Source organism: Gaiella sp. (assembly GCF_057140465.1).
Window position 1 is genome coordinate 1 of sequence record NZ_DBNHWK010000097.1, and the last position, 22502, is coordinate 22502.

Annotated in this window: 24 protein-coding genes; 2 read left to right on the top strand and 22 right to left on the bottom strand. The window is 71.8% G+C overall.

The genetic code is table 11. The annotated features are described in order from the left end of the window. The 7 genes from AC162C_RS13555 to rpsO all read right to left on the bottom strand — a co-directional run. On the bottom strand, positions 1 to 527 hold a 527-nt coding region (locus tag AC162C_RS13555; protein WP_484098001.1), incomplete at its 3' end, for an adenylate/guanylate cyclase domain-containing protein. Between the two features lie 10 nt (positions 528 to 537). Then, on the bottom strand, positions 538 to 1425 hold the full coding sequence (dapA, locus tag AC162C_RS13560; RefSeq protein WP_484098002.1) for a 4-hydroxy-tetrahydrodipicolinate synthase: 888 nt from the start codon (positions 1423 to 1425) through the stop codon (positions 538 to 540). A 25-nt stretch (positions 1426 to 1450) separates the two neighbouring features. Next, a complete protein-coding gene (locus AC162C_RS13565; protein WP_484098021.1) occupies positions 1451 to 1939 on the bottom strand; it encodes a macro domain-containing protein in 489 nt (162 codons plus the stop codon). After that, positions 1939 to 2559, bottom strand: coding sequence for a 4-hydroxy-tetrahydrodipicolinate reductase (locus AC162C_RS13570; RefSeq protein ID WP_484098003.1), 621 nt, complete (start codon positions 2557 to 2559; stop codon positions 1939 to 1941). The genes AC162C_RS13565 and AC162C_RS13570 overlap by 1 nt, the downstream gene beginning before the upstream one ends. 1 nt (position 2560) lies before the next feature. Beyond that, complete coding sequence (locus tag AC162C_RS13575) at positions 2561 to 3844, bottom strand: M16 family metallopeptidase (RefSeq protein WP_484098004.1); 1284 nt, start codon at positions 3842 to 3844, stop codon at positions 2561 to 2563. 72 nt (positions 3845 to 3916) lie between these two features. Beyond that, positions 3917 to 6388: a polyribonucleotide nucleotidyltransferase gene (locus AC162C_RS13580; RefSeq protein ID WP_484098005.1), complete on the bottom strand. Its 2472-nt coding sequence runs from the start codon at positions 6386 to 6388 to the stop codon at positions 3917 to 3919. 118 nt (positions 6389 to 6506) lie between these two features. Then, entirely contained in the window at positions 6507 to 6776 is a 270-nt protein-coding gene (gene rpsO, locus AC162C_RS13585; RefSeq protein ID WP_462974368.1) for a 30S ribosomal protein S15, read from the bottom strand. Between the two features lie 124 nt (positions 6777 to 6900). Between rpsO and AC162C_RS13590 the strand changes: the two genes are divergently transcribed. Both AC162C_RS13590 and AC162C_RS13595 read left to right on the top strand, forming a co-directional pair. After that, a complete protein-coding gene (locus AC162C_RS13590; protein WP_484098006.1) occupies positions 6901 to 7356 on the top strand; it encodes a nitroreductase/quinone reductase family protein in 456 nt (151 codons plus the stop codon). Between the two features lie 11 nt (positions 7357 to 7367). Beyond that, entirely contained in the window at positions 7368 to 8714 is a 1347-nt protein-coding gene (locus AC162C_RS13595) for a gamma-glutamyltransferase (protein ID WP_484098007.1), read from the top strand. A 47-nt stretch (positions 8715 to 8761) separates the two neighbouring features. On the opposite strand, the gene ribF is transcribed toward AC162C_RS13595, so the two are convergent. The 15 genes from ribF to AC162C_RS13670 form a co-directional block, all read right to left on the bottom strand. After that, on the bottom strand, positions 8762 to 9628 hold the full coding sequence (ribF, locus tag AC162C_RS13600) for a riboflavin biosynthesis protein RibF (protein ID WP_484098008.1): 867 nt from the start codon (positions 9626 to 9628) through the stop codon (positions 8762 to 8764). Beyond that, complete coding sequence (gene truB, locus AC162C_RS13605; RefSeq protein WP_484098009.1) at positions 9625 to 10344, bottom strand: tRNA pseudouridine(55) synthase TruB; 720 nt, start codon at positions 10342 to 10344, stop codon at positions 9625 to 9627. The genes ribF and truB overlap by 4 nt, the downstream gene beginning before the upstream one ends. Next, positions 10344 to 11348 carry a DHH family phosphoesterase gene (locus tag AC162C_RS13610; RefSeq protein WP_484098010.1) on the bottom strand — a complete coding sequence of 335 codons (1005 nt, stop codon included), beginning with the start codon at positions 11346 to 11348 and terminating at the stop codon, positions 10344 to 10346. Before AC162C_RS13610 ends, truB begins: the two co-directional genes overlap by 1 nt. Then, the gene (gene rbfA / locus AC162C_RS13615) at positions 11332 to 11682 is read right to left on the bottom strand and encodes a 30S ribosome-binding factor RbfA (RefSeq protein ID WP_484098011.1); all 351 of its coding nucleotides are present in this window, start codon (positions 11680 to 11682) and stop codon (positions 11332 to 11334) included. Before rbfA ends, AC162C_RS13610 begins: the two co-directional genes overlap by 17 nt. Before the next feature lie 119 nt (positions 11683 to 11801). After that, positions 11802 to 12101, bottom strand: coding sequence for a DUF503 domain-containing protein (locus tag AC162C_RS13620; RefSeq protein WP_462975387.1), 300 nt, complete (start codon positions 12099 to 12101; stop codon positions 11802 to 11804). 54 nt (positions 12102 to 12155) lie between these two features. After that, positions 12156 to 14129: a translation initiation factor IF-2 gene (gene infB / locus AC162C_RS13625; RefSeq protein WP_484098012.1), complete on the bottom strand. Its 1974-nt coding sequence runs from the start codon at positions 14127 to 14129 to the stop codon at positions 12156 to 12158. After that, positions 14122 to 14373, bottom strand: a complete 252-nt coding sequence (locus AC162C_RS13630) for a YlxR family protein (RefSeq protein WP_484098013.1) — start codon at positions 14371 to 14373, stop codon at positions 14122 to 14124. The genes infB and AC162C_RS13630 overlap by 8 nt, the downstream gene beginning before the upstream one ends. Next, a complete protein-coding gene (gene nusA / locus AC162C_RS13635) occupies positions 14370 to 15932 on the bottom strand; it encodes a transcription termination factor NusA (RefSeq protein ID WP_484098014.1) in 1563 nt (520 codons plus the stop codon). Before nusA ends, AC162C_RS13630 begins: the two co-directional genes overlap by 4 nt. Next, positions 15929 to 16387 carry a ribosome maturation factor RimP gene (locus AC162C_RS13640; protein WP_462974379.1) on the bottom strand — a complete coding sequence of 153 codons (459 nt, stop codon included), beginning with the start codon at positions 16385 to 16387 and terminating at the stop codon, positions 15929 to 15931. Before AC162C_RS13640 ends, nusA begins: the two co-directional genes overlap by 4 nt. Positions 16388 to 16505: 118 nt before the next feature. Further along, positions 16506 to 18188: an FAD-dependent oxidoreductase gene (locus tag AC162C_RS13645; protein ID WP_484098015.1), complete on the bottom strand. Its 1683-nt coding sequence runs from the start codon at positions 18186 to 18188 to the stop codon at positions 16506 to 16508. Beyond that, complete coding sequence (locus AC162C_RS13650; RefSeq protein ID WP_484098016.1) at positions 18185 to 18556, bottom strand: cyclic nucleotide-binding domain-containing protein; 372 nt, start codon at positions 18554 to 18556, stop codon at positions 18185 to 18187. The genes AC162C_RS13645 and AC162C_RS13650 overlap by 4 nt, the downstream gene beginning before the upstream one ends. Next, entirely contained in the window at positions 18543 to 19958 is a 1416-nt protein-coding gene (locus AC162C_RS13655) for an NAD(P)/FAD-dependent oxidoreductase (protein WP_484098017.1), read from the bottom strand. The genes AC162C_RS13650 and AC162C_RS13655 overlap by 14 nt, the downstream gene beginning before the upstream one ends. A gap of 265 nt (positions 19959 to 20223) precedes the next feature. Next, positions 20224 to 20682, bottom strand: a complete 459-nt coding sequence (gene dtd, locus AC162C_RS13660) for a D-aminoacyl-tRNA deacylase (protein WP_484098018.1) — start codon at positions 20680 to 20682, stop codon at positions 20224 to 20226. Positions 20683 to 20973: 291 nt separating this feature from the next. Next, positions 20974 to 21732 (bottom strand): formyl transferase, encoded by a 759-nt coding sequence (locus tag AC162C_RS13665; protein ID WP_484098019.1) that lies wholly within the window; start codon positions 21730 to 21732, stop codon positions 20974 to 20976. Beyond that, positions 21729 to 22502: polysaccharide deacetylase family protein (locus tag AC162C_RS13670; RefSeq protein WP_484098020.1), on the bottom strand; the 774-nt coding region annotated here is incomplete at its 5' end. The genes AC162C_RS13670 and AC162C_RS13665, both read right to left, overlap by 4 nt.

The window sequence follows — 22502 nt, forward strand, 5'->3', positions numbered from 1 at the left end:
TCCACCGGTGCGGCCGACTGGATCCGCGACGCGGTGTTGACGACGTCGCCGGTGACGAATCCCTCGCCCTGCTCGGGGCGGGCGTCGAGCACGACGAGGGCCTCGCCCGTGTTGACGCCGATCCGGACACCGAGATCGGCACCGGGATCGCCGGCGCTCGCCTCGGCCAGCCGCTCGAGGATCCCGAGACCGGCGCGGATCGCCCGCTCCGCGTCGTCCTCGTGCGCAACGGGAGCCCCGAACACGGCCATCACCGCGTCGCCGACGAACTTCTCCACCGTCCCCCCGAAGCCCTCGATCTGCTCGCGCAGGAGCTCGTGGTAGGCACGCAGGCGGGCACGGACGTCCTCGGGATCTGCGGCCTCCGACGCCGCCGTGAACCCGACGAGGTCGCAGAAGAGCACCGAGACGACCTTCCGCTCCTCCGCGCCCGTCGGCCCTGCGGCGCTGGCGAGCTCGTGCCCGCACGCGTCGCAGAACCGGGCCCCTTCCCGGCTCTCGGTGCCGCACGACGGGCAGGTTGTCACGGACCGGATCCTAGGACGAAGCCGTGGCGCGATCGAGCAGCCCGAGCCGCTCGAGACAGTCGCGGATCGCCGCGGTCTCAGCCTCGTCCGCCTCGACGAGGGGGAGGCGGACACGGCCCGGCGCCAGGCCGAGGAGGTCGAGCGCCCGCTTGATCGCGATCGGGTTCGTGACGACGCGCAGCAGCTCGATCGACGGTCGCAGCTCCTCGTCGAGCGCCTTCGCACCCTCGACGTCCCCCTGCCGGAAGCGCTGCACGAGCTCCTTCACCCGCCGGCCGACGACGTGCGTGTGCACGCAGATCCCGCCGATCCCGCCGATCTCGAGAAACGGGAGGATGAGGTCGTCGTCGCCCGCGTAGAGGTCGAGGCCGCACGTGACGACGTGGCGTGCGGCGTCGAGCGACGGCTTCGCCTGCTTCACGGCGGTCACGTTGGGGATCTCCGCGAGCGCGCTGATCGTCGCCGGCTCCGCGTCGACGACGACGCGGCCGGGGATGTCGTAGAAGACGATCGGGCGGTCGGTCGCGGCGGCGATCGCCTCGACATGCGCGACGATCCCGCGCTGCGGCGGCTTCGAGTAGTAGGGGGTGACGACGAGGAAGCCGTCGACGCCGATCTCGTGCGCGCGCTCGGTGAGGTGGATCGAGTGGCGCGTGTCGTACGTGCCCGTCCCGGCGATCACCGCGTGATCGCCGCCGACCTCCTCGACCGCGATCTCGTAGAGCGCGAACCGCTCGTCGTCGGTGAGCGTCGGTGCCTCCCCGGTCGTCCCCGTGACGACGAGGCCGTCGGAGCCGTTGTCGACGAGGTGTCGGGCGAGCGCCCGGAAGCCCTCGAGGTCGACGCTCCCGTCCTCGTCGAACGGCGTCACGATCGCCGTCAGGATCTCGCCGAGCATCACCCGATTCTAGGCACCCACGCGCCTACGACGCAGCCGCCGCCTCGAAGACGGCGCGCAGCTCGTCGTCGAGGAACACGAAGCGCACCTCGTCGAAGCGGCCGGCGAGCGGCTCGACGGCCCCGATCGCGATCGGCGCCGCGAGCTCCGCGGGGTAGCCGTAGATCCCCGTCGAGAGCGCCGGGAGGGCGATCGTCCGGCAGCCCAGGTCGGCGGCGACCTCGAGCGCCCGCGTGTACGCGTTGGCGAGCAGATCGGGCTCCCCGCGCGTGCCGCCGTGCCACACGGGCCCGACGGCGTGGATCACGTGACGCGCCGGCAGCCGGCCCGCTCCCGTCGCCTTCGCGTCGCCCGTGGCGCAGCCGCCGAGGGTCGCGGCTTCGGCGAAGATCTCGTCGCCTCCGGCCCGTCGGATCGCGCCGCAGACCCCGCCCCCGGGCGCGAGCGCCTCGTTGGCCGCGTTCACGATCGCGTCGACCTCCTGGGTCGTGAGGTCGCCGACGACGAACGTGATCACAGCAGGCGCTCGAGGCCGACGGTGAGGCCCGGCGGCAGGTCGCGGACGGCGTCGAGGGCACGCAGCACGCCCGGCGCGAACGCCTCGCGCGACGTCGTGTCGTGACGGATCGTCAGCGTCTCCCCCGGCCCGCCCAGGATCACCTCCTGGTGCGCGACGAGCCCGGGCAACCGGACGGAATGGATCGGGACGTCGCCGTGCATCCGCGCCGCCGTCGCCTTCGACGTCCCCGAGGGCGCGTCGACCTTCGTCTGGTGGTGGAGCTCGACGATCTCGGCGCGCTCGAGCACGCGCGACGCCTCCTCGGCGAAGCGCATCATCAGCACCGCCCCGGGCGCGAAGTTCGCCGCGTGGAAGCAGGGGACGCCGGCTTCCCGGGCGCGCGCGTCGAGGGCGTCGGCGTCGAACCCGGTCGTGCCGATCACGACCGGCACGCCCGCGGCGAGGCAGGCGTCGACGTTCGCGTCGACCGTCGAGGGCGTGGTGAAGTCGACGGCGACGTCGCAGCCGTCCGGACCGACGTCGCGGGCGTCGACGACCTCGTGGCCGGACGCCTCGAGGGCGGCCGCCAGCACCGAGCCGACCTTGCCGTGCCGTCCGTAGAGGGCGACGCGCACCTCAGGCCGCCCGCGTCAACGCCCTGGGGTTGAAGTGCTCGACGGCCGCGCGGAAGCGGCGCTCGCTGGGCCCGATCGCCGCCGTCGACAGCCCCTCCGGAGCCAGCAGCTCGCGCGCGAGCGCGGCGACGTCGTCGCGCGTCACGGCGTCGATGCGACGAATCGTCTCCTCCAGCGTGAGCAGCTCCGTGCCGGTGACGACGGCGCGCCCGAGGCGGGTCATCCGGGTCGACGTCGACTCGAGCGAGAGCAGCAACCGGCCTCTCAGGTTCTCCTTGGCGCGCTCGAGCTCACCGGCCCGCAGGTTCCCCTCGCCCACGTCGCGGAGCTCGTGGGCCGTGACCTCGAGGCACTCGGAGAGGTTCTCCTCTCGCGTCCCGACGTAGATCCCGACCTGGCCGGACTCCTCGTACTGGGAGCCGTACGAGTAGACGCTGTACGCCATGCCGCGCTTCTCGCGGATCTCCTGGAAGAGCCGGGAGGAGGCCGAGCCGCCGACGATCGCATCGAGGATCGAGGCGGCGTAGCGCCGCTCGTCCGACCGGGAGACGCCCCGGCCCGTGAGCACGACGTGGTACTGCTCGGTGTCCTTGGGCTGGAAGCGGATGCCCGGGGCCGGTAGGCGGTGCAACGGCTTCCGCGTCATGCGCAGCGGCTCGGCCCGCCGCGGGCGCTGTGCCCGCAGGAGCTCCACGAGCTGCTCGTGCTCGAGATTGCCGGCCGCCGCCAGCACGACGTTCCCGCCGACGTAGGCGCGGGTGTGGAAGGAGCGGAGCGCGCGCACGCTCACCGACTCGATCACCTCCGCGCGCCCGATCACGGGCCTCCCCAGCGGGTGCGGCCCGAACACGGCCTCCCCCGCGAGGTCGTGGACGAGGTCCTGCGGATTGTCGTCGACCATCGCGATCTCCTCGAGCACCACCTCCCGCTCGCTGTCGACGTCGCTGAACGAGGGGGCGAAGACCATGTCCAGCATCACGTCGAGCGCCTGCTCGAGGTGCACGTCGGGGACACGCGTGTAGACCACCGTCGTCTCGCGCGACGTCGCCGCGTTCAGCTCACCGCCCATGGCGTCGAACACCTCGGCGATCCCCTGGGCCGTGTACCGCGACGAGCCCTTGAACAGCAGGTGCTCGATGAAGTGCGACACGCCTGCGCGTGCCGGCGTCTCGTCGCGCGAGCCCACGCCCACCCACAGGCCGATCGCGACCGACCGAACGCCGTCGATGCGCTCGGTGACGACGCGCTCGCCGCCGGGCAACCTGGTCAGCTCGTGCTCGAGCATCCGGCGGATCGTAGCGAGGGTGCCGCACGGGGGCCGGGCACCGAGGCCCGACCCCCGCACGACTGCCTCGGGCTAGTCGCGGCGCCGGCCGCGGTCGCGGCCGCCGCGCCCCCGGTCACGGTCGCCCCGCGGCTCGCGGGGCTCGCGGGGCGGGGCGTCCTTCGCGCGCTCGATCAGCTCCTCGGGCTGCACGAGCCGCCCGTCCTCGTGCTTCGCGACGAGCTTGAGGCCGATCCGGCCGCGCTCCTTGTCGACCTCCTGCACGAGCACGTCGAGCGTGTCGCCCCGGACGATCACGTCCTCGATGTGTGCGACCCGGCCGGGGCCCACGTTCGACACGTGGAGCAGCCCGTCCGTGCCCTTCTTCAGCTCGACGAACGCACCGAACTCCGTCGTCTTCACGACGCGGCCGGTGTACGTGTCGCCGACCTCGGGCTCCTTCGTCATCGCCTCGATCATCGAGATCGCGGCGTCCGCGTTTTCACCCGCGGTCGCGTAGACGAGGATCGTCCCGTCCTCCTCGATGTCGATCTGCACGTCGTAGTCGGCCTCGAGCGAGCGGATCGTCTCGCCGCCCTTCCCGATCACCATCCCGATGAACTCGGGATTGATCTTGACCGACGTGATCCGCGGCGCGTGGCCCGCGAGCTCCGTCCGCGGCTCCGGGATCGTCTCCAGCATCTTCTCGAGGATCGCCGTGCGGGCACGCCGTGCCTGGTCGAGCGCGCTGCGCATGATCTCCTGCGTGACGCCGGTGATCTTGATGTCCATCTGCAGGGCGGTGATGCCCGCTTCCGTCCCGGCGACCTTGAAGTCCATGTCCCCGAGGTGGTCTTCTGCGCCCTGGATGTCGGTGAGGATCACGTAGTCGTCACCCTCCTTGACGAGCCCCATCGCGATCCCCGACACGGGAGCGCTGATCGGCACGCCCGCGTGCATGAGGGACATCGTCGACCCGCAGACGGAGCCCATCGACGACGAGCCGTTCGACTCGAGCGTCTCCGAGACGAGCCGGATCGTGTACGGGAACTCCTCCGGCGTCGGGATCACCGGCTCGAGCGCCCGCTGCGCGAGTGCCCCGTGGCCGATGTCGCGGCGCTTCGGGCCCCGCATGAAGCCCGTCTCCCCGACCGAGTAGGGCGGGAAGTTGTAGTGGTGCATGTAGCGGCGCTCCTGCTCCAGCGACAGGTCGTCGATCCGCTGCTGCTCCTTCGCCGTGCCGAGCGTGCAGAGCGTCAGGATCTGCGTCTGCCCCCGCGTGAAGAGCGCAGAGCCGTGCGTCCGCGGCGAGACCCCGACCTCGGTCCAGATGGGGCGGATCTCCTCCGTGCCGCGACCGTCGGGACGGCGCTTGTCGACGGCGATCTTCTTCCGCACGATGTCCTTGTAGATCCCGTCGGCCGCCTTCTTCACGTACTGGCGGGTCATCGCGTCCTTGACGGGCGCCTCGCCCTCGGCCGGGGTCGAGCCCACCGGGAACGACAGCTGGACGTCGTCGGTGATGCGCTGGAGGAGCAGGTCGCGCTTGCGCGACTTGAGCTCCTTCGAGTCCTGCTCGGCATCGGCGAGCGCCTGCAGATCCGGCTCGAACTGCGCTCGGATCGGGGCCTCGACCGCACTGAGCCGCTGCCGCTCGAGAAGCATCTGCAGGCCGTTTCGCAGCTGCTGCTCACGGAGGATGTCGTCTTCCGTCGAGTCCATCGTGATCGACGGCGCGAGCTCGGCGAGGAGCTCGTCGACGTCCGACTGGGCCTCGCGGAGGCCGTGCTCTGCGATCGCCCGGGCCACACGGTCACCGTGGTCGGCGTCGAGCGAGGCGTTCAGCTCGACGTCGATCCACTTCGGCTTCCCGACCTGGCGCCGCAGGTCGTCGATCGCCTCGCAGATGCGCACGATCTCGCGGTGGGCGAGCTCGAACGCCTCGAGGATCGTGTCCTCGGGCACCTGCGCCGCGCCGGCCTCGATCATGGTGAGCGCGTCACGGGTGCCGACGACGATCAGGTCGAGCGTCGACCCGGCCGTGGTCTCCTCGAACGTGGGGTTGACGACGAGCTCGTCGTCGATCAGCCCGATGCGGACGGCGCCGACCGGCCCGAGGAACGGCAGCGGGGAGACGGCGAGGGCCGCAGATGCCCCGTTGATGCACAGGATGTCGTGCGGGACGACGAGGTCGGCCGACAGGACGGTGCAGATCACCTGCACCTCGTTCTTGAAGCCCTTCGGCCACAGCGGCCGGATCGGGCGGTCGATCATGCGCGCGGTGAGCGTCGCGCGCTCCGTCGCGCGTCCCTCGCGCTTGAAGAAGCCGCCAGGGATCTTCCCGGCCGCGTACATCCGCTCCTCGACGTCGATCGTGAGCGGGAAGAAGTCCGCGTCGGGACGCGAATCGTGGCGTCCGACGGCGGTGGCGAGGATCATCGTGTCCCCGCTGCGGACGACGACTGCGCCGTCCGCCTGCTTGGCGAGCCTGCCCGTCTCGAAGGTGATCTCGCGACCGCCGACGTCGACGGACACCGCGGCCTCAGGCCCGGTGGTGATGCTCATGTTGGTATCCCTTCACTCTCCGTGCTTTGCGGAAGGTGGAGGTTTGAGCCAGCTCCGCGGCCGGCGGCCGCATGGAGCTCGGTCAAACGTCCACCTCCCACCGATGTGACTCCCGTCGCTACCGGCGGAGTCCGAGTTCCTTGATGAGGGTGCGGTAGCCCTCGAGGTCCTTCCGCTGCAGGTAGTCGAGGAAGCGCCGGCGGCGCCCGACGAGCTTCAGCAGCCCGCGCCGTGAGGTGTGGTCCTTGGGGTGGGTGCGAAGGTGGTCGGTGAGCTCGTTGATGCGACGCGTCAGCATCGCGATCTGCACCTCGGGCGAGCCCGTGTCCTGCGCACTCCTGCCGTGCTTGTCGATCAGCTCCTGCTTCGCTTCCTTGGTGAGCGCCATGCGTCTCCTTTCGCTGCGACTCCGCGCTCCCCGCTCGGCGTGAAGGAAGGGCACGTCCGGCCGAGAGGCGGTCGCGCCAAGCGTAGCAGCCGTCCTCGCCGCTTGTGACACAGTGTCACGAAGCATGGGTCGCCCCCCTCTCCGCCTGCTCCGGCTGGCCAACCCCGTCGTCCGGCGCATCCTCGACTCGCGTGCCCATGGGCCGCTGAGCACGAGCCTGATGATCCTCGAGTACCGGGGCCGGCGCAGCGGCCGCACCTTCCGGATCCCGGTCATGTACGCACGGACCGGCAGCGACGTCGTCGCGCTCGCGGTCGCCCCGGAGCGGAAGCAGTGGTGGCGGACGTTCCGAGAGCGGGCGCCCGCGCGGCTGACGATCGGCGGAACGACGACGGAGGTCGAAGGGCGCGTCCTCCGCGGGGAGGCGGCGCACGATGCGCTGCGGTCGTACCTGCGGCGCTTCCCACGGGCAGCGGGGACGATCGGCGCGCGAGCGGACGATCCACAGAACGACCTCGCCGCCGCGGCCGCACGCGTCTCGATCGTGTCGTTCGGGGCACCACCCGGCGCCGAGCGCTAGCGTCTCGCGTGATGGTGTCCGGAGTGGCAGCGGGCGCCGCGCCGACCGCGGCCGTGGGGGCGGAGATCCTCGCCGACGGCGGCACGGCCGCAGACGCGACCGTCGCCATGTGCCTGGCGTCGTGCGTCGCCGAGCCGGTGATGACCGGCCTTCTCGGAGGCGGGCACGCGCTGTGGTGGGACGGCCGGCGGGCCGGCCTGCTCGACTGCTTCGTCGCCGTCCCCCGCCGGATCGGCGAGATGGAGGAGCTGCCGATCACGTTCGGCGAGGCGCAGGTGCACTACACGGTCGGTGCGGCGACGTGCGGCGTTCCCGGGATCCCCGCCGGGCTCGCAGCGCTCCACGAGGCCGGCGGTCGACTGCCCTGGAGACGGCTCCTCGAGCCCGCGCTGGAGCTCGCCCGGAGCGGCGCCGCCTTGTCGCCGCGGCACGCCGCGTGTCTCGCGATGATCCAGCCCGCGTTCACGCGGGGCCGGGGTGCCGAGTTGTTCGCCCCGGCCGGTCGCCTCCTCGGAGCGGGGGATCTCCTCGTCCAGCCCGGGCTCGTCGACGCGCTCGAATGCCTCGCCGAGGAGGGGCCGGGGTCGGCGTACCGCGGCTCGATCGCCGAGGCCCTCCTGGACGTCGACGGCGTGACGCTCGACTGGGACGACCTCGACGCGTACCGGCCCGAGTGGCGTGAGCCGGCCCGGGAGGTGTGGCACGGGTACACCGTCCTCACCCGCGGAGGGCTCTCCGGCGTGCCGGAGACGCTCGGGCGGCTCCCCCGCCTCGCAGGACGCACCGAGACGGAGCGGGCCCTCACGCTCGTCGTCGCGCTCGAGGACGCCGAGCGCGAGGGGCACACGACCAACGTCGTGGCGGTCGACGACGCCGGTCGGATCTGCGTCCTCACGACGAGCCTCGGGCTCGGCGCCGGGGTATGGACGCCCGGGTTCGACCTCCACCTGAACTCGATGCTCGGCGAGACCGACCTCGCCGTGGGCGGGCTCACCCCGGGCACGCGGATGGAGTCGATGATGGCACCGACGCTCGTGCTCGACGACGGGCCGGCGCTCGCGATCGGCTCCGCCGGCGGCTCGCGGCTGCGAACGGCGCTCGTGTCGGTCCTCGCGGGGGTGATCGACGAAGGGCTCGATGTCCAGGATGCAGTCGACCGGCCCCGGCTCCATCCGGCAGCGGACGTCGTCCATGCCGAGCCCGGTGTCGACGACGCCGCGCTCGCGCAGCTCGAGCGCCAGGGGCGGACCGTCGTCCGCTGGCCCGATCTCCACCACTACTTCGGCGGCGTCAGCTGCATCGGCCGGAGCGGGGCCGCCGGCGACCCTCGCCGTAACGGCGTCGGGATCGTCGCCTAGGCGCCGTCTGCCGGGCGTCGAGGCCCGGCACCGGCGACCGGTGCCGCTCAGACGGGGCGCTCGGCCGCTCGTGTCGCCTCGACGTCGCAGCCGATCTGCTCGACGAGCGCCTCCTCGGAGTCGAACACCTCCTGGTCACGGAGGCGCGTCCAGAGCTCGACGACGAGGCGCTTCCCGTACAGGTCGCCGTCGAAGTCGAGCAGGAACGGCTCTACGCGACGCTCCGTGCCGCCGTAGTGGGGGTTCGTGCCGACCGACACCGCGGCGCGATGATCGAGCGCCCAGCCCGCGTACACGCCGTCCCCGGGCCAGATCAGCGACGGGTCGAGAGCGATGTTCGCGGTCGGATAGCCGAGTGTCCCTCCCCGCTGGTCACCGGTGACGACGACCCCGTCGAGCTCGTACGGACGGCCGAGCAGGCGCGCGGCGGTGGCGACGTCTCCCTCAGCGAGCGCCGCACGGATCCAGGTCGAGGAGACGCCGTCCACGCTCGTGACCGGGAGCACGTGGAGCCCGAGGCTCGCGAGCAGCGACAGGTCACCACCGCGCCGCCGCCCGAAGCGGAAGTCGCGCCCGGCGGCCACCGCCTCCGCGCCGATGCCGAGGAGGTAGTGCTCGACGAACTCCTCCGGCTCGAGGCGCTGCAGCTCGGGGGTGAACGCCGCGACGAGCGTCGTCTCGATCCCGGCGTCCGCCAGGAGCTCGAGGCGGCGTTCGAGCGTCGTGATCATCTCCACCCGGTTCCCGAGCGCCGCGCGGGGATGCGGCTCGAACGTGATCACCGTCGGCGCGAGGCCGGTCTCGATCGCGGCCTGGATGACGGCTTGGTGGCCGCGGTGCACGCCGTCGAACGTCCCGATCGCGACGGCACGCGGCTGGCGCTCGATCTGGCTCGGTGCATGCGCGATCTTCATCCGTCCGGTCCTCGATACTCGTCGCGCGGCCGCGCGCTCTCCTCGTCGGACGGCTCGGCGGGCACGCGGGCGAGCGCCTCCTCGAGCGGGATCATTCGCTCCGGATCCGCCTCCTCGACGCGAAACGGCCCGATCTCCGTGCGGCGGAGCGCGACGCAGTGGCCACCGAGCGCCTCCGCGATCGAGCGCACGTACGTGCCCGACCCGACGAGGAGCTCCAGGCTCGCGACGCGACCGTCGTACCCGAGGAGCACGACGTCGTGGACGCGCATCGCGCGCACGGGCATCTCGACGACCACACCCCGGCGGTGCAGGCGGTAGGCGCGCTCGCCGCCGACCTTGACCGCAGACGCGGCCGGTACGGGGAGCTCGACGGTGCCCCTGAGCGCGGCGAGCCGCTCCTCGAGCTCGACGCGCTCCGGCGGGTCGTGCTCCTCGACGACCTCTCCCTCCGGATCCCCGGTGCTGGTGCGGGCCGAGAGGTCGATCGCCGTCACGTACCGCTTGTCCAGGCGCATGAAGCGCTCCTGGACGCGCGTGGCCCGCCCGGAGAGGAGGATCAAGAGGCCGCTCGCGAACGGGTCCAGCGTGCCAGCGTGCCCGGTCCGGGCCCCGGTCGCCGACCGCACGCGCGCCACGACGGCGAAGGACGAGGGGCCGGTCGGCTTGTCGACGAGGACGACGCCCGTTGGATCGAGCGCGCGGGGGACGCCCATCAGCCTGCCGGGTGCTCGCCGCGCTGGGCGAGGTACTCGTCGAGCACGATCCGCGTGACCTCGGCGATCTCCAGGTCGCTCGAGAACCCGGCGGCCTGCCGGTGCCCACCGCCTCCGAAGCACCGGGCGATCACCGACACGTCGAGCTCGTCGAGCGCGGAGCGCAGCGAGGCCTTGCGCAGCGGGCCGTCCGCGCGCGGAGGCTCGCGCACGAGCACGGCGAGCTCCGCCCCCTCGACCGCGCGCAGGTAGTCGATGATGCCCTCGGAGTACGGCTCGGCGGCGCCGGCGTCGGCGAAGTCCCCGCGGAGGAGGCTCGACACGACGACGCGTCCGCCCTCGTACACCTCGGCGCGCTCCAGGGCCCGGGCGAGGAGCTTCAGCTTCGCGAACTGCACCGACTCGTAGACACCCTGGAAGACCTTGTGCGAGTCGGCCCCTGCTTCCACGAGATCGGCCGCGACACGCAGCGTGTGCGGTGTCGTGTTCTGGTACTGGAAGCGGCCCGTGTCGGTGACGATCGCCGTGTAGAGCGCCTCGGCCAGCTCCGGTGAGAGGGCCACGCCGAGCGGCTCCAGCAGATCGACGAGGAGCTCGCCCGTCGACGACGCGTCGGCCTGGACGAGGTTCACGTCGCCGAAGCGCGTGTTGTCGTGGTGGTGGTCGATGTTGAGCGTGAGCGGCGCTGCGGGCAGCAGCTCGTCGTCGCCGATCCGGCTCTCCTGCGCACAGTCGACGGCGACGAGCACGCGCTCGGCGTGGTCGGACGGACGCTCGCGCAGGAGCCCTCGGGCGGGGAGATCGAGGAAGCGGTACTCGCCGGGGAGCGGCGCCGAGCCGGCGAGCAGCATCACGGAGTCCTTCCCGAGCGCCGTCAGCGCCAGGTGCATCGCGAGCAACGAGCCGAGCGCATCGCCGTCCGGGCTCTCGTGCGACGTGACGAGGAACCTGTCGTGGTCGCGCACCGCGGCGACGACCGCGTCGATGTCACTGGGGTCGCTCATCGTGCCCGTCGTCCGGTGCGAGCTCGTCGATCAGCTTCGACATCCGCACGCCCCGCTCGACCGCGGCATCGTACGCGAAGCGGAGTTGCGGGGTACGGCGCACGTGCAGCTCCTGGTTGATCCGGGCCTGGAGCACGCCGGCGGCGTGCTCGAGCGCCTCGAGCGTGCGCGCCCGCTCGCTCTCGCTCCCGAGGACGCTCACCCACACCGTCGCGTGCTCGAGGTCGCTCGTCGTGTCGACGCCGGTGACGGTGACGAAGCCGATCCGGGGATCCTTGAGCCGCGGGATCTCCTCGGAGAGGATGTGGCGCATCACCTCGTCGACGCGCCGCATGCGGGGTGTGGGTCGCCGCCTAGCGCCCATCGCCGGTCGGACGGATGCGGGCGGGGCAGACGGACGGGCCGCGGGCCGCGGTCGAGGCGGTGGGCCGCGGCCCTGAGGGGACGAGACCGTCAGTCATCGAGCACCACCATCTCCCGGCGGGCACCGAAGTGCTCGAACGGCTGCCCGCACAGCCACCGCTCGACCTCGTCGAGCAGCCGCTCGGCCTCTCTCGCCTCCCGCGTCGCGCAGGCGAGCGTCAGGCGCGATCGCTGCCAGGTGTCGTGGTGGTCGACCTCCGCGATCGAGCACCCGATCCGCTTCGCGAGCTGCGCCTTCACCGAGCGCAGGTGCATGCGCTTGTCCTTGAGCGACCTGCTCTCGGGGAAGTGGAGCTCGAACGAGAGGATCCCGATGTATCCGCTGGCCATCGTCGTGGCTCCCATCGGATGCCGTGCTCCGGGCGCGACCGTCGGGCGTCGCGGCTAGCGCGCGTCGCCGCTCGACGCGGATCCCGGCGCCCCGGCGAGGTCGGTGCGCTCGACCTCCTTCGTCTCGTAGACCTCGAGCACGTCGCCGTCCTTCACGTCGTTGAAGCCGTCGAGCAGGATGCCGCACTCGAAGCCCTCGGACACCTCGCGCACGTCGTCCTTGAAGCGCTTCAGCTGGGCGATCGACGTCTCGTAGATCACCGTGCCGTCGCGGACGACGCGCGCGGCGGCGTTCCGGCGGACGACGCCGTTCGTGACCATGCACCCTGCGATCGTCCCGAGACGGGAGACCTTGAAGAGCGCCCGCACCTCCGCTTCGCCGATCGTCTCCTCCGTCGAGACGGGTGAGAGCATCCCGACGAGCGCCTGCTCGATGTCCGCCGTCAGCTGGTAGATCACCCGGTACGTGCGGACGTCGACGCCGTCGCGCTCGGCGAGCTGGCGGGCGTCGGCGGACGGACGCACGTTGAAGCCGATCACGAGGGCGTCGGACGCGGCAGCGAGGTTGACGTCGTTCTCGGTGATGCCGCCGACGCCCGTGTGGATCACGTTCACCCGCACCTCGGGGTGCTCGATCTTCCCGAGCTCGCCGACGATCGCCTCGACGGATCCCTGGACGTCGCCCTTGAGGACGATGTTGAGATCCTGGACGCCGCCCTGCTGCAGCTGATCGAAGAGCGTGTCGAGCGAGACCCGCCGCGTCGACCGCTGCGCGAGCTGCTCGCGGCGCATCCGCTCGGCCCGGCGCTGCGCGAGATCCTTCGCCTGCCGCTCGTGCCCCACGACGCGCGTGAGCTCGCCGGCGGGCGGCGGCTTGTCGAACCCGACGATCTCGACGGGCTCGCCCGGTCGCGCCTCCTTCACCTTCTCGCCGCGGTAGTCGTACAGCGCTCGCACCTTCCCGGCGGCGTCGCCCGCGACGATCGCGTCCCCCACGTGCAGCGTCCCGCGTTGCACGAGCATCGTCGCGACCGCGCCGCGCCCGACGTCGAGCCGCGACTCGACGATCGGCCCGGACGCCTCCGCGGTCGGGTTCGCCCGGAGGTCGAGCTCGGCGTCCGCGACGAGCAGAATCCGCTCGAGCAGGTCCTCGAGGTTCGTCCGCTGCTTCGCCGATACCTCGGAGAACTGCGTCGACCCTCCCCACTCCTCCGGCTGGAGCCCTTCGTTCGCGAGCTCGCTCTTCACGCGGTCGGCGTTCGCATCGGGGACGTCCATCTTGTTGATGGCCACGACGATCGGCACGTCGGCGGCGCGCGCGTGTGAGATCGACTCCTTCGTCTGCGGCATCACGCCGTCGTCCGCGGCGACGACGAGGACGGCGATGTCGGTGACCTTGGCGCCCCGGGCCCGCATGGCGGTGAACGCCTCGTGGCCGGGCGTGTCGAGGAACGTGATGCGGCGACCGTCGACCTCCGCCTGGTAGGCGCCGATGTGCTGGGTGATCCCGCCGGCCTCCGTCTCGACGACGGCCGCCTCACGGATCGCGTCGAGCAACGTCGTCTTCCCGTGGTCGACGTGGCCCATGATCGTGACCACCGGCGGACGGGGAGCGAGGTCCTCGTCCGTGTCGTCGAAGGGCTCGAGCGCCTCCTCGTCCTCACCGGTGTGCTTGATCGTGATCTCGCGGTCGACCTCGGCCGCGATCAGCTCGACCTCCTCGTCGGAGAGCGACTGCGTCGCCGTCCGCATCTGTCCGAGCCCCATCAGGATCTTGATCAGCTGGGCCATCGGGACGCCGAGCGCCTGCGAGAGGTCCTTCACCGTCACCCCGGACTCGACCGTGACCGGGCCGGTGGGGGCGGCGACGGGCTGCGTCCGCTGCGCCTGCGGCGCCGTGCGCTCGCGCGGCTGCCGCGCGTCGCGTCCCCGCGCCGCGCCACCCTCGATCACGACCCGCCGCTTGCGGCCGGAGGGGCCGCCGCGCGGACGGATCGGCCGATTCGGCTTCTTGTCTCCGTTAGCCATCGCCGTCAGTGTAGATGCGCGCCAGCGCGGGATCGATCACGACGGTCGTGCGGAGCACGCGCGAGAACGCGCGCCGCTCCTGCGCGCGCTCGAAGCAGACGAGGCGACGGCACGTGTAGACGCCGCGGCCCGGCAGCGTCCGCCCGGCCGCGAGGCGTGCCCCGACGGCCGCGAACCGCAGGAGCTGGTGCTGGGGCGCCTTCCGGCCGCACCCCGCGCACGTCCGCATCGGCGCGTCGCTCACGCGTCGTGATCGACCTCCTCGAGTGCCTCTCCCGCCGGCGCCGCGTCGACGTCGGCCTCCCCGGCCACGAGCTCGTCGGCGACGTCGGCCACGACGGCCTCCACGGCAGCCTCCTCGATCGCCTCGGAGATCGCCGCCCCGTCCGCGGGCCCGATCTCGCCGGCCTCTGCGGCCTCTTCGACGGCCTCCTCCAGGACGGCCGCAGCGACACCGGCCGCCGCCGCCTCCGCGCCGAGGTCGTCGGTGGCACCGCCCGTGTCCTCGACTGCGAGACCCGCTGCCGCGACCACCCCTTCCGGCTGGTTCGCGAGCGCCTGGTGCGCCGGAACACCGCAGTACTTCGTCCCGGGGAGTGCCGCATTGGGGCAGCGCTTGCCGTTCGAGAGGATCGCGGCGCAGCGACCCGAGTAGTCCTCGCCGTTGTCCTCTCCGCCGAACGCCGCCTTCGCCTCGGCCTCCGCGAACTCCGTGTCCGACTTGATGTCGACCTTCCAGCCCGTGAGCCGTGCGGCCAGGCGGGCGTTCAGCCCTTCCTTGCCTATCGCGAGCGCGAGCTGGTCGTCCGGCACGACGACCGTCGCCTCCCGCGTGTCGTCGTCGATGTAGACCTCCCGGACGCGGGCGGGGCTCAGCGCCTTCGCGACGTAGCGCGCCGGCTCGGTGTTCCAGGGGATGATGTCGATCTTCTCCCCGCGCAGCTCGGAGACGACCATCCGCACGCGCGAGCCCCGCGGGCCGACGCACGCACCCACCGGGTCGACACCCTGGACGTGCGACTCGACGGCGATCTTCGACCGGTACCCCGGCTCCCGCGCCACGCCGCGGATCGTCACGAGCCCGTCGGCGATCTCGGGCACCTCGAGCTCGAACAGCGTCTCGATCAGCCGCGGGTCACGCCTGGACAGGATCACCTGCGGGCCCTTCGTTCCGGAGCGCACCTCGATGATCGCCGCCTTGATCCGCGAGCCCTGCTCGTACCGCTCACCGTCGACCTGCTCGGAGCGCGGGAGCAGCGCCTCGACCTTGCCGAGGTCGACGAGGACGTTGTTGCGGTCGCCCGCCTGCTGGACGATCCCCGTGACGACCTCTCCCTGACGGTCGATGTACTCGTCGTACATGATCGCGCGCTCCGCCTCGCGGATCCGCTGCTGGATCACCTGCTTCGCGGTCATCGCCGCGATGCGCCCGAAATCCTCCGGTGTCACGTCCGTCCGGACGATGTCCTCCTCCGGCACCTCGCTCAGGTCGACGTCGAGCTCGTCGTCGTTGATCAGCGTGTGCTGCTTCTCGCCGGTCTCCTCCTCGATCCGCTCGAGCTCCTCGATCCGCGCCTCGCGCGCTTCCTCGATCAGCCGCCCCTCGATGTCCGTGGGGATCTCGATCGCGAACACCCGGAACTCGCCGAAGTCGTCGAGGACGACCTCGGCGTGGCGCGCGGCGCCCGGGGTCTTCTTGTAGGCCGCGAGCAGCGCGTCCTCGAGCGCCTCGACCAGGGCCCCGGCCTCGATGCCCTTCTCCTGCTCGATCTGGCGGATGCCGTCGATGATCTCCTGGCTCATGATTCCTTCCGTTCCTCGTCGATCAGATTGGCCCGAACGATCGAGTCGTACGGGATCTCGAGCTCCTGACCCCCGACGGCGACGGACAGCGTCGTCTCGCCGGCGTGGAGAACGTCTGCGCGCACGCGCTTGCGGCCTCCGCCGGTCGTGCGGAGCGTGATGCGGCGACCGACGACCCCCTGGAAGTGGCGGGCCCGTCGCAGGGGGCGCTCCGGCCCGGGGGACGAGACGTCGATCCCGTAGTCCGACCGGTAGTCGTCGAGCAGGTGGGTGACGCGCTCGCACAACGCGAAGTCGACGCCGTCCGGGTGGTCGACGTAGACACAGATCCGCCCGGGCGACACGAGCTCGACGGCGAGCACCTCCACACCGGGAAGACCGCTCTCCACGGCAGGCGTGATCGCACGCTCGAGCGCCTTCTCCCGTGCGAACGTATCGGTTGCCGTCGTCGTCATTCGGACCCTTTCAACGAAAACGGGCGCTCCCGCGCCCATTTCTCCGAACCGGTGAAATGTGGTGTGCAAAGGGTAGCACGCGCGGGGTTCCGCACCCCTCGCTGCCGGCGATCCCGGACTAGGGAGCAGGCGGCCCCGGCGCGGCCGACGACGGGCACGTCTGCAGGAAGCCGCACGGGCACACCTCGACGCACTTTCCGCACTCCTCGCACGCGTCGAGCGACAGGGTGAAGTACGAGCCCGGGCCGGCCTCGTCCACCCGCGTGTAGCACTGCGCGTTGCAGAACATCGAGCACTGCTCGCAGCCGAAGCACGAGCCGCAGGACATGCACCGATTCGCCTCGCGCAGGACCTCGTCCCGGGTGAGCCCTCTCGTCACCTCCAGGCCCGGGTTCTGCAGTCGCTCGCCCGGCGGTACGCGCGTCGGCGTCGCTCGCTCCGCGGGCTCGTGGAAGCCGAACAGGATCTCGTCCGGCCCGATCGGCGGCCGCTCGTCGAGCTCGGGCTCCGGGAGCCCGCGCAGGCGCGCGTGCATCGTCTCCGCCGCGTGTCGACCCTGCACGATCGCCTCGCCCGCGATGCCGAGGTTCCGCACGTCGCCGCCGGCCCACACGTCTCCCTGCACCCAGCCCATCGCGTCCGCGGCGAGCCTGCCCCCGTCGTGGAGCTCCTCGAGCCCCTCCCAGACGGGCTCCTGGGACACGGCGGCGATCACCGAGTCGACCTCGAGCTCGAGCGCCGACCCGGGGATCGGGACGGGTCGCCGTCGGCCGGACTCGTCGGGCTCGCCGAGCTCCATGCGCGAGGCGCGGAGGACGAGGCTGCCGTCGGACGCCGGCTCGACGCCGACGGGCGCGGCGAGGAACAGGAACGCGACTCCCTCCTCCTCCGCCTCGACGACCTCGTGCGGGCTGGCGGGCATCTCCTCCCGCGACCGCCGGTAGACGAGCGTGACGTCGGCACCACCGCGTCGTGCGGTGCGAGCGGCATCGATCGCGGTGTTCCCGCCGCCGACCACGGCGACGCGCGCACCGAGGTCGATGCGCTGGCCGGTGTTGACGGCGTGCAGGTAGTCGATGCCGCGCCAGACCGGAAGCTCCGTGTCGCCGTCGAGGCCCAGGTCCCGCCCGGCCTGCGCGCCGATACCGACGTAGAGGACGTCGTGCGCGTCGCGCAGGTCGACCAGGGTCACGTCCTCTCCGACCGCGGTGCCGAGCCGGAGCTCGACGCCGGTGTCGACGATCCTCTGGATCTCCGCCTCGAGCACGTCGCCGGGGAGGCGGTAGTCGGGGACGCCGTAGCGGAGCATCCCGCCGGCCTGCGGGTGCGTGTCGTAGACGGTGACCCGGTAGCCACGGCGTGCCATCTGGTACGCGAACGACAACCCGGACGGCCCGGCGCCGATCACGCCGACCGACTCGGGCTGAGGAGCGGAGGCGAGCCCGGGCAGAGGAAGCGCGCGCTCGATCGCCCAGTCGCCGAGGAACCGCTCCATCGCGTTGATGGAGACCGCCCCGTCCAGCGTGGCGCGGTTGCAGTCGGACTCACAGGGGTGGGGGCAGATCCGGCCGAGCGCGGCGACGAAGGGGTTGCGGTCGGCGATGATCGACCACGCCTCGTCGAAGGCCTGCTCGTCGGTGAGGCCGGTCTTCTTGCGCTGGGCGATCACGCCGATCCACGACCGCACGAGCCCGGAGGTGGCGCAGTTGAACTGGCACGGCGGCATCCGCTCGGCCTGCTCCGGCCGGAACGACGGGGTGATGCGCGCGAACGGGGAGCCGTCGGCGGGTGTCGAGCTCACGGGACACCTCCGAGTCGGGTCACCTGGTCGTTCAACCGCCGGATGCGTGCGGAGAGCGACTCGAGCAGGGTGAGCGCGAGGAGGGGATCCTCGTGGATCCGCCGGAGCAGCGTCCGCTTGTCCACCTTCAGCACCCGCGCCTCCCCGAGCGCGCGCACGGTCGCCGAGCGCTGCGCCTCGCCGAACAGCGCCATCTCGCCGAAGAAGTCGCCTTCGCTGAGCACGGCGAGCCGCTGGGCGTCGCCGTTCGCACCGTGCACGACCTCGACCTTGCCGGCCTGGATCACGAACATGCACGACCCCGTCTCGCCCTCCCGCACGATCTCGTCTCCGTCGCCGTACGTCGTCCCGAGATCACCGCGCCGCATCGGCGAGCTCCTTTCGCCGCCGTTTGGGCCACACGCCGGCTGCCAGGTTCCAGGCCAGGCCGCCGACGAAGCCCGGATGGAGCGCGGAGACGAAGATCTCCCGGTACGGCGCGCTCCCCGTGAACATGTTCCAGAGCACGAAGCTGAGCCGCTTCGCGCTCCCGGCGGCCGCCTGCTCACGCGTCGTCTTGCGGAGGATCGCGCGGCGCGTGAAGCGCGCGTGCTTGAACACGTGGGTGAACGCGAACATCACGCGTCCGATCGCGTTGTCGGACGAGATCGCCTTGCAGGTCGGGAGGTAGGTGCGCCTGAATGCCTCCTCGGAGATGCCCTGGATCACGGCGGTGGTGGCCGCCGACTTGGCGGTGCGGAACGCGGCGCCGATGCCGTCCTTGTAGAGCCTCGTCACGCCGCTGTCGCCGACGACGACGAGGCGGTCGGCGAACGGCTGGCTGGTGCCGCGCACGTTGATCATCGGCGAGCACGTGCAGACGCAGGGCAGCTCGTCGACCGGAAGGCAGCGGCGGACCTCGGGCGACGTGAGGAACGTGTGCACGAGCTCCTGGTCGACGTCGTCGCCGAGCAGGCACATCGTGACGAACTCGCCCTTGGGGATGAACGCGGCGAACTCGAGTCGCGGGATGTCGAGGAGGAACACGTGCATCGCGTGGCCGAGGCGCTCCTCGAGGTTCTCGTCACCGGTGCGGAACTCGCAGATGTACGTCCGCGTCGTCTCGGGCATTCGCAGCTCGACGCCGGAGCCCTCGAGGAGCCGCACGAAGTTGCTGTTCACCCCCGTCGCGATGCACACGAGGTCGTAGGGGCTGGCGGTGCCGTCCGGCTCGAGCAGCCGCGGCAGGTCGCCGCTCCAGTCGATCCCGGTCACGAGCTTGCGCACCACGCGCGCCCCCCGATCGACGGCCATGTCCATCAAGAAGTTGTCGAAGCTCGTGCCCGGGGCATCCTCGCCCTCGCGTGGGCCGTGCCCACGGTAGAGGGCCGCGATCCGCCGCTCACCCACCGGGCTCTCGATGCGGACGCTGCCGACGTCCATGTGCACGACGTACGACTCGATGCCGCGACGGACGACGCCGGGGGGAAGCTTGATGCCTTCGGCGGCGAGGATCTGGACGAGCGACTCGGAGACGATCCCGCCGCAGTGGTTGCAGCCGCCGGGCCCGCACCGCGTGAACGACCGTGGGTCGAAGATGTCGACGTCGATCGTGAGATCGACCGCGGTCGCCGTCTTGAGGAGGAAGTAGGAGAAGAGCGACCCGGCCGGGCCTCCTCCGATCACCGCCACGCGAGACCCGTCGTTGAGCTCGAGCGAGTCGCCGCCCCACTGCCCGTTCGTGGCCCTCCCCCGGGTACCCATCGCCAGCGAATCGAGAACTCGAGCCATGTCCTCCTTCTGTCTACGCGGAAGCCTGCAGACGCGTGCTTGCAGGCACATCCGTAGGAACTTCGTACGGCTGCCTACCATACTGTGGGGCCGGGCGGACGTCGATCTACCGATCCCGGGAGCGGCGTCTCGCGGCAGCGAATGCGGCGGATCCCGCACGGGCCCGATGAGCCCCGAGCCGCTCCAAGGCCCTCTCGGACGCCGCCCGGCGAGACGAGCGTGGGCGGCCGTCGCGCCGTCGGCCGCCACGGGCGCCGATGTCGCGCTACCGACCGGGAGGGGCGGCGTCGAGAACGATCGTCACCGGCCCGTCGTTGACGAGCTCGACCGCCATGTACGCGCCGAACACGCCCGTCTGCACGGGCACGCCCTCGGCTCGCAGGGCCTCCACGAACCGTTCGACGAGCGGCGCCGCGACGGCCGGGCGGGCTGCCTTCCCGAAGTCGGGCCGAGCCCCTTTCTGGCGCGCACCGTCGGCGATCAGCGTGAACTGGCTGACGACGAGGGCCTCGCCGCCGACGTCGTGGAGGGACCGGTCGAAGCGCCCGTCGGCATTCGGGAAGATCCGCAAGCGGGCGACCCGTCGTGCGAGCGCACCCGCCTGCTGCTCGGTGTCGTCTTGGGCGACACCGACGAGCACGAGCACGCCCCGCCCGCAGGCTCCCACGACCACGTCGTCGACGCGCACCGACGCGCTCGACACCCGCTGCACGACCACCCGCATGACGTCGCCGATTGTCCCTCAATCCCGGATTCGCTCGTGCCGATACCGGGTGGTCGGTTGCCGCCGGTGTGGTGACACCGGGTACCGGGGCGCGTGCCCCTGTTCGAGGTGATGCCGATCAGGGACGAGATCGCGGCCCCGATCAGTGCACCGACCCGCGAGATCGAGGAGACGGCCGTGGACCGGGGATCTTCACGCTCCGCGAGGACGGGGTGCGCCTCTCGATCGCCGGGATCGCCTCGAAGGGCGAGGTGCGACGCGTGGCGGGCGACACGCTCGCGCGACGTCCGGCTAGCGGAGCCCGAGCCGCCGGCGGTTCCGCAGGTAGGCGCCGATCGTCGGGTGGTAGTAGAGGCGTGACTCGCCGCCGACCTCGATCGTGGTCAGGCGACCCGCCCCCGCGGCGACGACCGCCTCCCGCAACAGCGGGACGCCCGCGGCGAGCTGGAGCGCCGGGAACGTGTGGTAGCCGTCGTCCGGGATCGGCCGGACAAGGGCCTGCGCCACCACGGGACCGGTATCGACTCCGGGGTCGACGACGTGCACCGTGACGCCGGCGTGCTCCGGGTCGCCGTTCGCGAGGGCCCAGTAGCAGCCGTGCACGCCCCGGTAGCGCGGCGTGATCCCGGCGTGCAGGTTGAGGAAGGGCGCCTCGACCGCCGACAGGACACGCTCCGAGACGATCCGGGTGCCGTTCACGATCACCACGCTCGGGTTCGCGGCCCGGAGGAGCGCGATCACCGAGTCGTCGTTCACGCTCTCGACCTCGACGACGGGGGCGTCGGACGGCCTCTCCGCCGAGAGACCGGCGGCCCCGAGGATCTCGGCCACCCTGGCACGGTGACGTCCGGCCGTCGCACGGGCGTAGGCGACGAACATCGCCTGCCCGGCGACGGTGCTCCACCCGAGCCGCTGCGCGCGGCGCCGCAGCAACCGTGCCTGCGACGGCGGCCGCTCGAGGACGACGGTCTCGATCGACACGTCGTCGCGGAGCGCGTTGTAGACGACCCAGGTCGAGCTGCCCCGACCGGCGAGCATCACGACCGTCACGCGGCCATCACCTCCTCCGCCGCCTCCCGCATCGTCAGGCTGCGCATCCCGTAGTCCCGTCGAAGACGCCCGAACACGGCCAGGATCTCCTCCAGCACGTGGAGGTTGCGGTCGAGGTCCCGCCCGAAGTTGTGCGGGTGCCACCAGAGGTGGAAGGTGGCGCCGGTGCGCGCCGCGCTCTCCATCGCGGTCGTGACCCTGCGCACGCGCAGCCGCTCGAGACGTCGGGGCGCCCCGGTCGCCGGGCGGAGGAACCTGCTCGAGGGGAGGTCGACGATCCCGGCGTCGACGGACGGCCGCGACGTGTTCGTACCGGAGAGGGGCAGGTAGGCGTCGACGAGCCGCGCGGCCCGCTTCATGGGCCTGTTCGCGGCCTCGTCGCCCGCCGTGTACATCCAGCTCCGCTCGTTGCCGCGAAAGCTGGTGAAGCCGAGACGGCGGCAGGTCTCGAGGTACTCCGGGTTCACCTGGTTGCGCGGGAAGACGAGGCTCACCGGCCGCGGCGCGATGCGCTCGACGGACGCGATCGACGCCTCGAGGTCGGCCTCGAACTGCGCCTGCGTCTGCCCGTCCGCGAGGGCGAAGAAGTGGCTGAACGTGTGGCTCGCGACCTCCATGCCCTCGCAGGCCGCGATCTTCCTCGCGAGGCTCGGGCCGAAGTGGTGGGGGTCCGACCGCTCGTCGTCACCGATCGTGTCGAGGTCGACGTACGGGTCGAGCGCCTGGCGCGCGTAGCGGGGCCGCTCGGTCGGGAGGTGCGCGAGGAGATA

Excerpts from the sequence above, each read along its gene's own strand:
- AC162C_RS13580 (WP_484098005.1), bottom strand. The coding sequence starts at position 6,388 with ATGAGCATCACCACCGGGCCTGAGGCCGCGGTGTCCGTCGACGTCGGC.
- AC162C_RS13610 (WP_484098010.1), bottom strand. The coding sequence starts at position 11,348 with ATGAGCGACCCCAGTGACATCGACGCGGTCGTCGCCGCGGTGCGCGAC.
- infB (WP_484098012.1), bottom strand. The coding sequence starts at position 14,129 with ATGGCTAACGGAGACAAGAAGCCGAATCGGCCGATCCGTCCGCGCGGC.
- rbfA (WP_484098011.1), bottom strand. The coding sequence starts at position 11,682 with ATGCGGCGCGTCGACGAGGTGATGCGCCACATCCTCTCCGAGGAGATC.
- AC162C_RS13650 (WP_484098016.1), bottom strand. The coding sequence starts at position 18,556 with ATGCGGCGCGGTGATCTCGGGACGACGTACGGCGACGGAGACGAGATC.
- AC162C_RS13575 (WP_484098004.1), bottom strand. The coding sequence starts at position 3,844 with ATGCTCGAGCACGAGCTGACCAGGTTGCCCGGCGGCGAGCGCGTCGTC.
- dapA (WP_484098002.1), bottom strand. The coding sequence starts at position 1,425 with ATGCTCGGCGAGATCCTGACGGCGATCGTGACGCCGTTCGACGAGGAC.
- ribF (WP_484098008.1), bottom strand. The coding sequence starts at position 9,628 with ATGAAGATCGCGCATGCACCGAGCCAGATCGAGCGCCAGCCGCGTGCC.
- AC162C_RS13590 (WP_484098006.1), top strand. The coding sequence starts at position 6,901 with ATGGGTCGCCCCCCTCTCCGCCTGCTCCGGCTGGCCAACCCCGTCGTC.
- truB (WP_484098009.1), bottom strand. The coding sequence starts at position 10,344 with ATGGGCGTCCCCCGCGCGCTCGATCCAACGGGCGTCGTCCTCGTCGAC.
- AC162C_RS13640 (WP_462974379.1), bottom strand. The coding sequence starts at position 16,387 with ATGACGACGACGGCAACCGATACGTTCGCACGGGAGAAGGCGCTCGAG.
- nusA (WP_484098014.1), bottom strand. The coding sequence starts at position 15,932 with ATGAGCCAGGAGATCATCGACGGCATCCGCCAGATCGAGCAGGAGAAG.
- AC162C_RS13655 (WP_484098017.1), bottom strand. The coding sequence starts at position 19,958 with ATGGCTCGAGTTCTCGATTCGCTGGCGATGGGTACCCGGGGGAGGGCC.
- dtd (WP_484098018.1), bottom strand. The coding sequence starts at position 20,682 with ATGCGGGTGGTCGTGCAGCGGGTGTCGAGCGCGTCGGTGCGCGTCGAC.
- rpsO (WP_462974368.1), bottom strand. The coding sequence starts at position 6,776 with ATGGCGCTCACCAAGGAAGCGAAGCAGGAGCTGATCGACAAGCACGGC.
- AC162C_RS13595 (WP_484098007.1), top strand. The coding sequence starts at position 7,368 with ATGGTGTCCGGAGTGGCAGCGGGCGCCGCGCCGACCGCGGCCGTGGGG.
- AC162C_RS13620 (WP_462975387.1), bottom strand. The coding sequence starts at position 12,101 with ATGGCCAGCGGATACATCGGGATCCTCTCGTTCGAGCTCCACTTCCCC.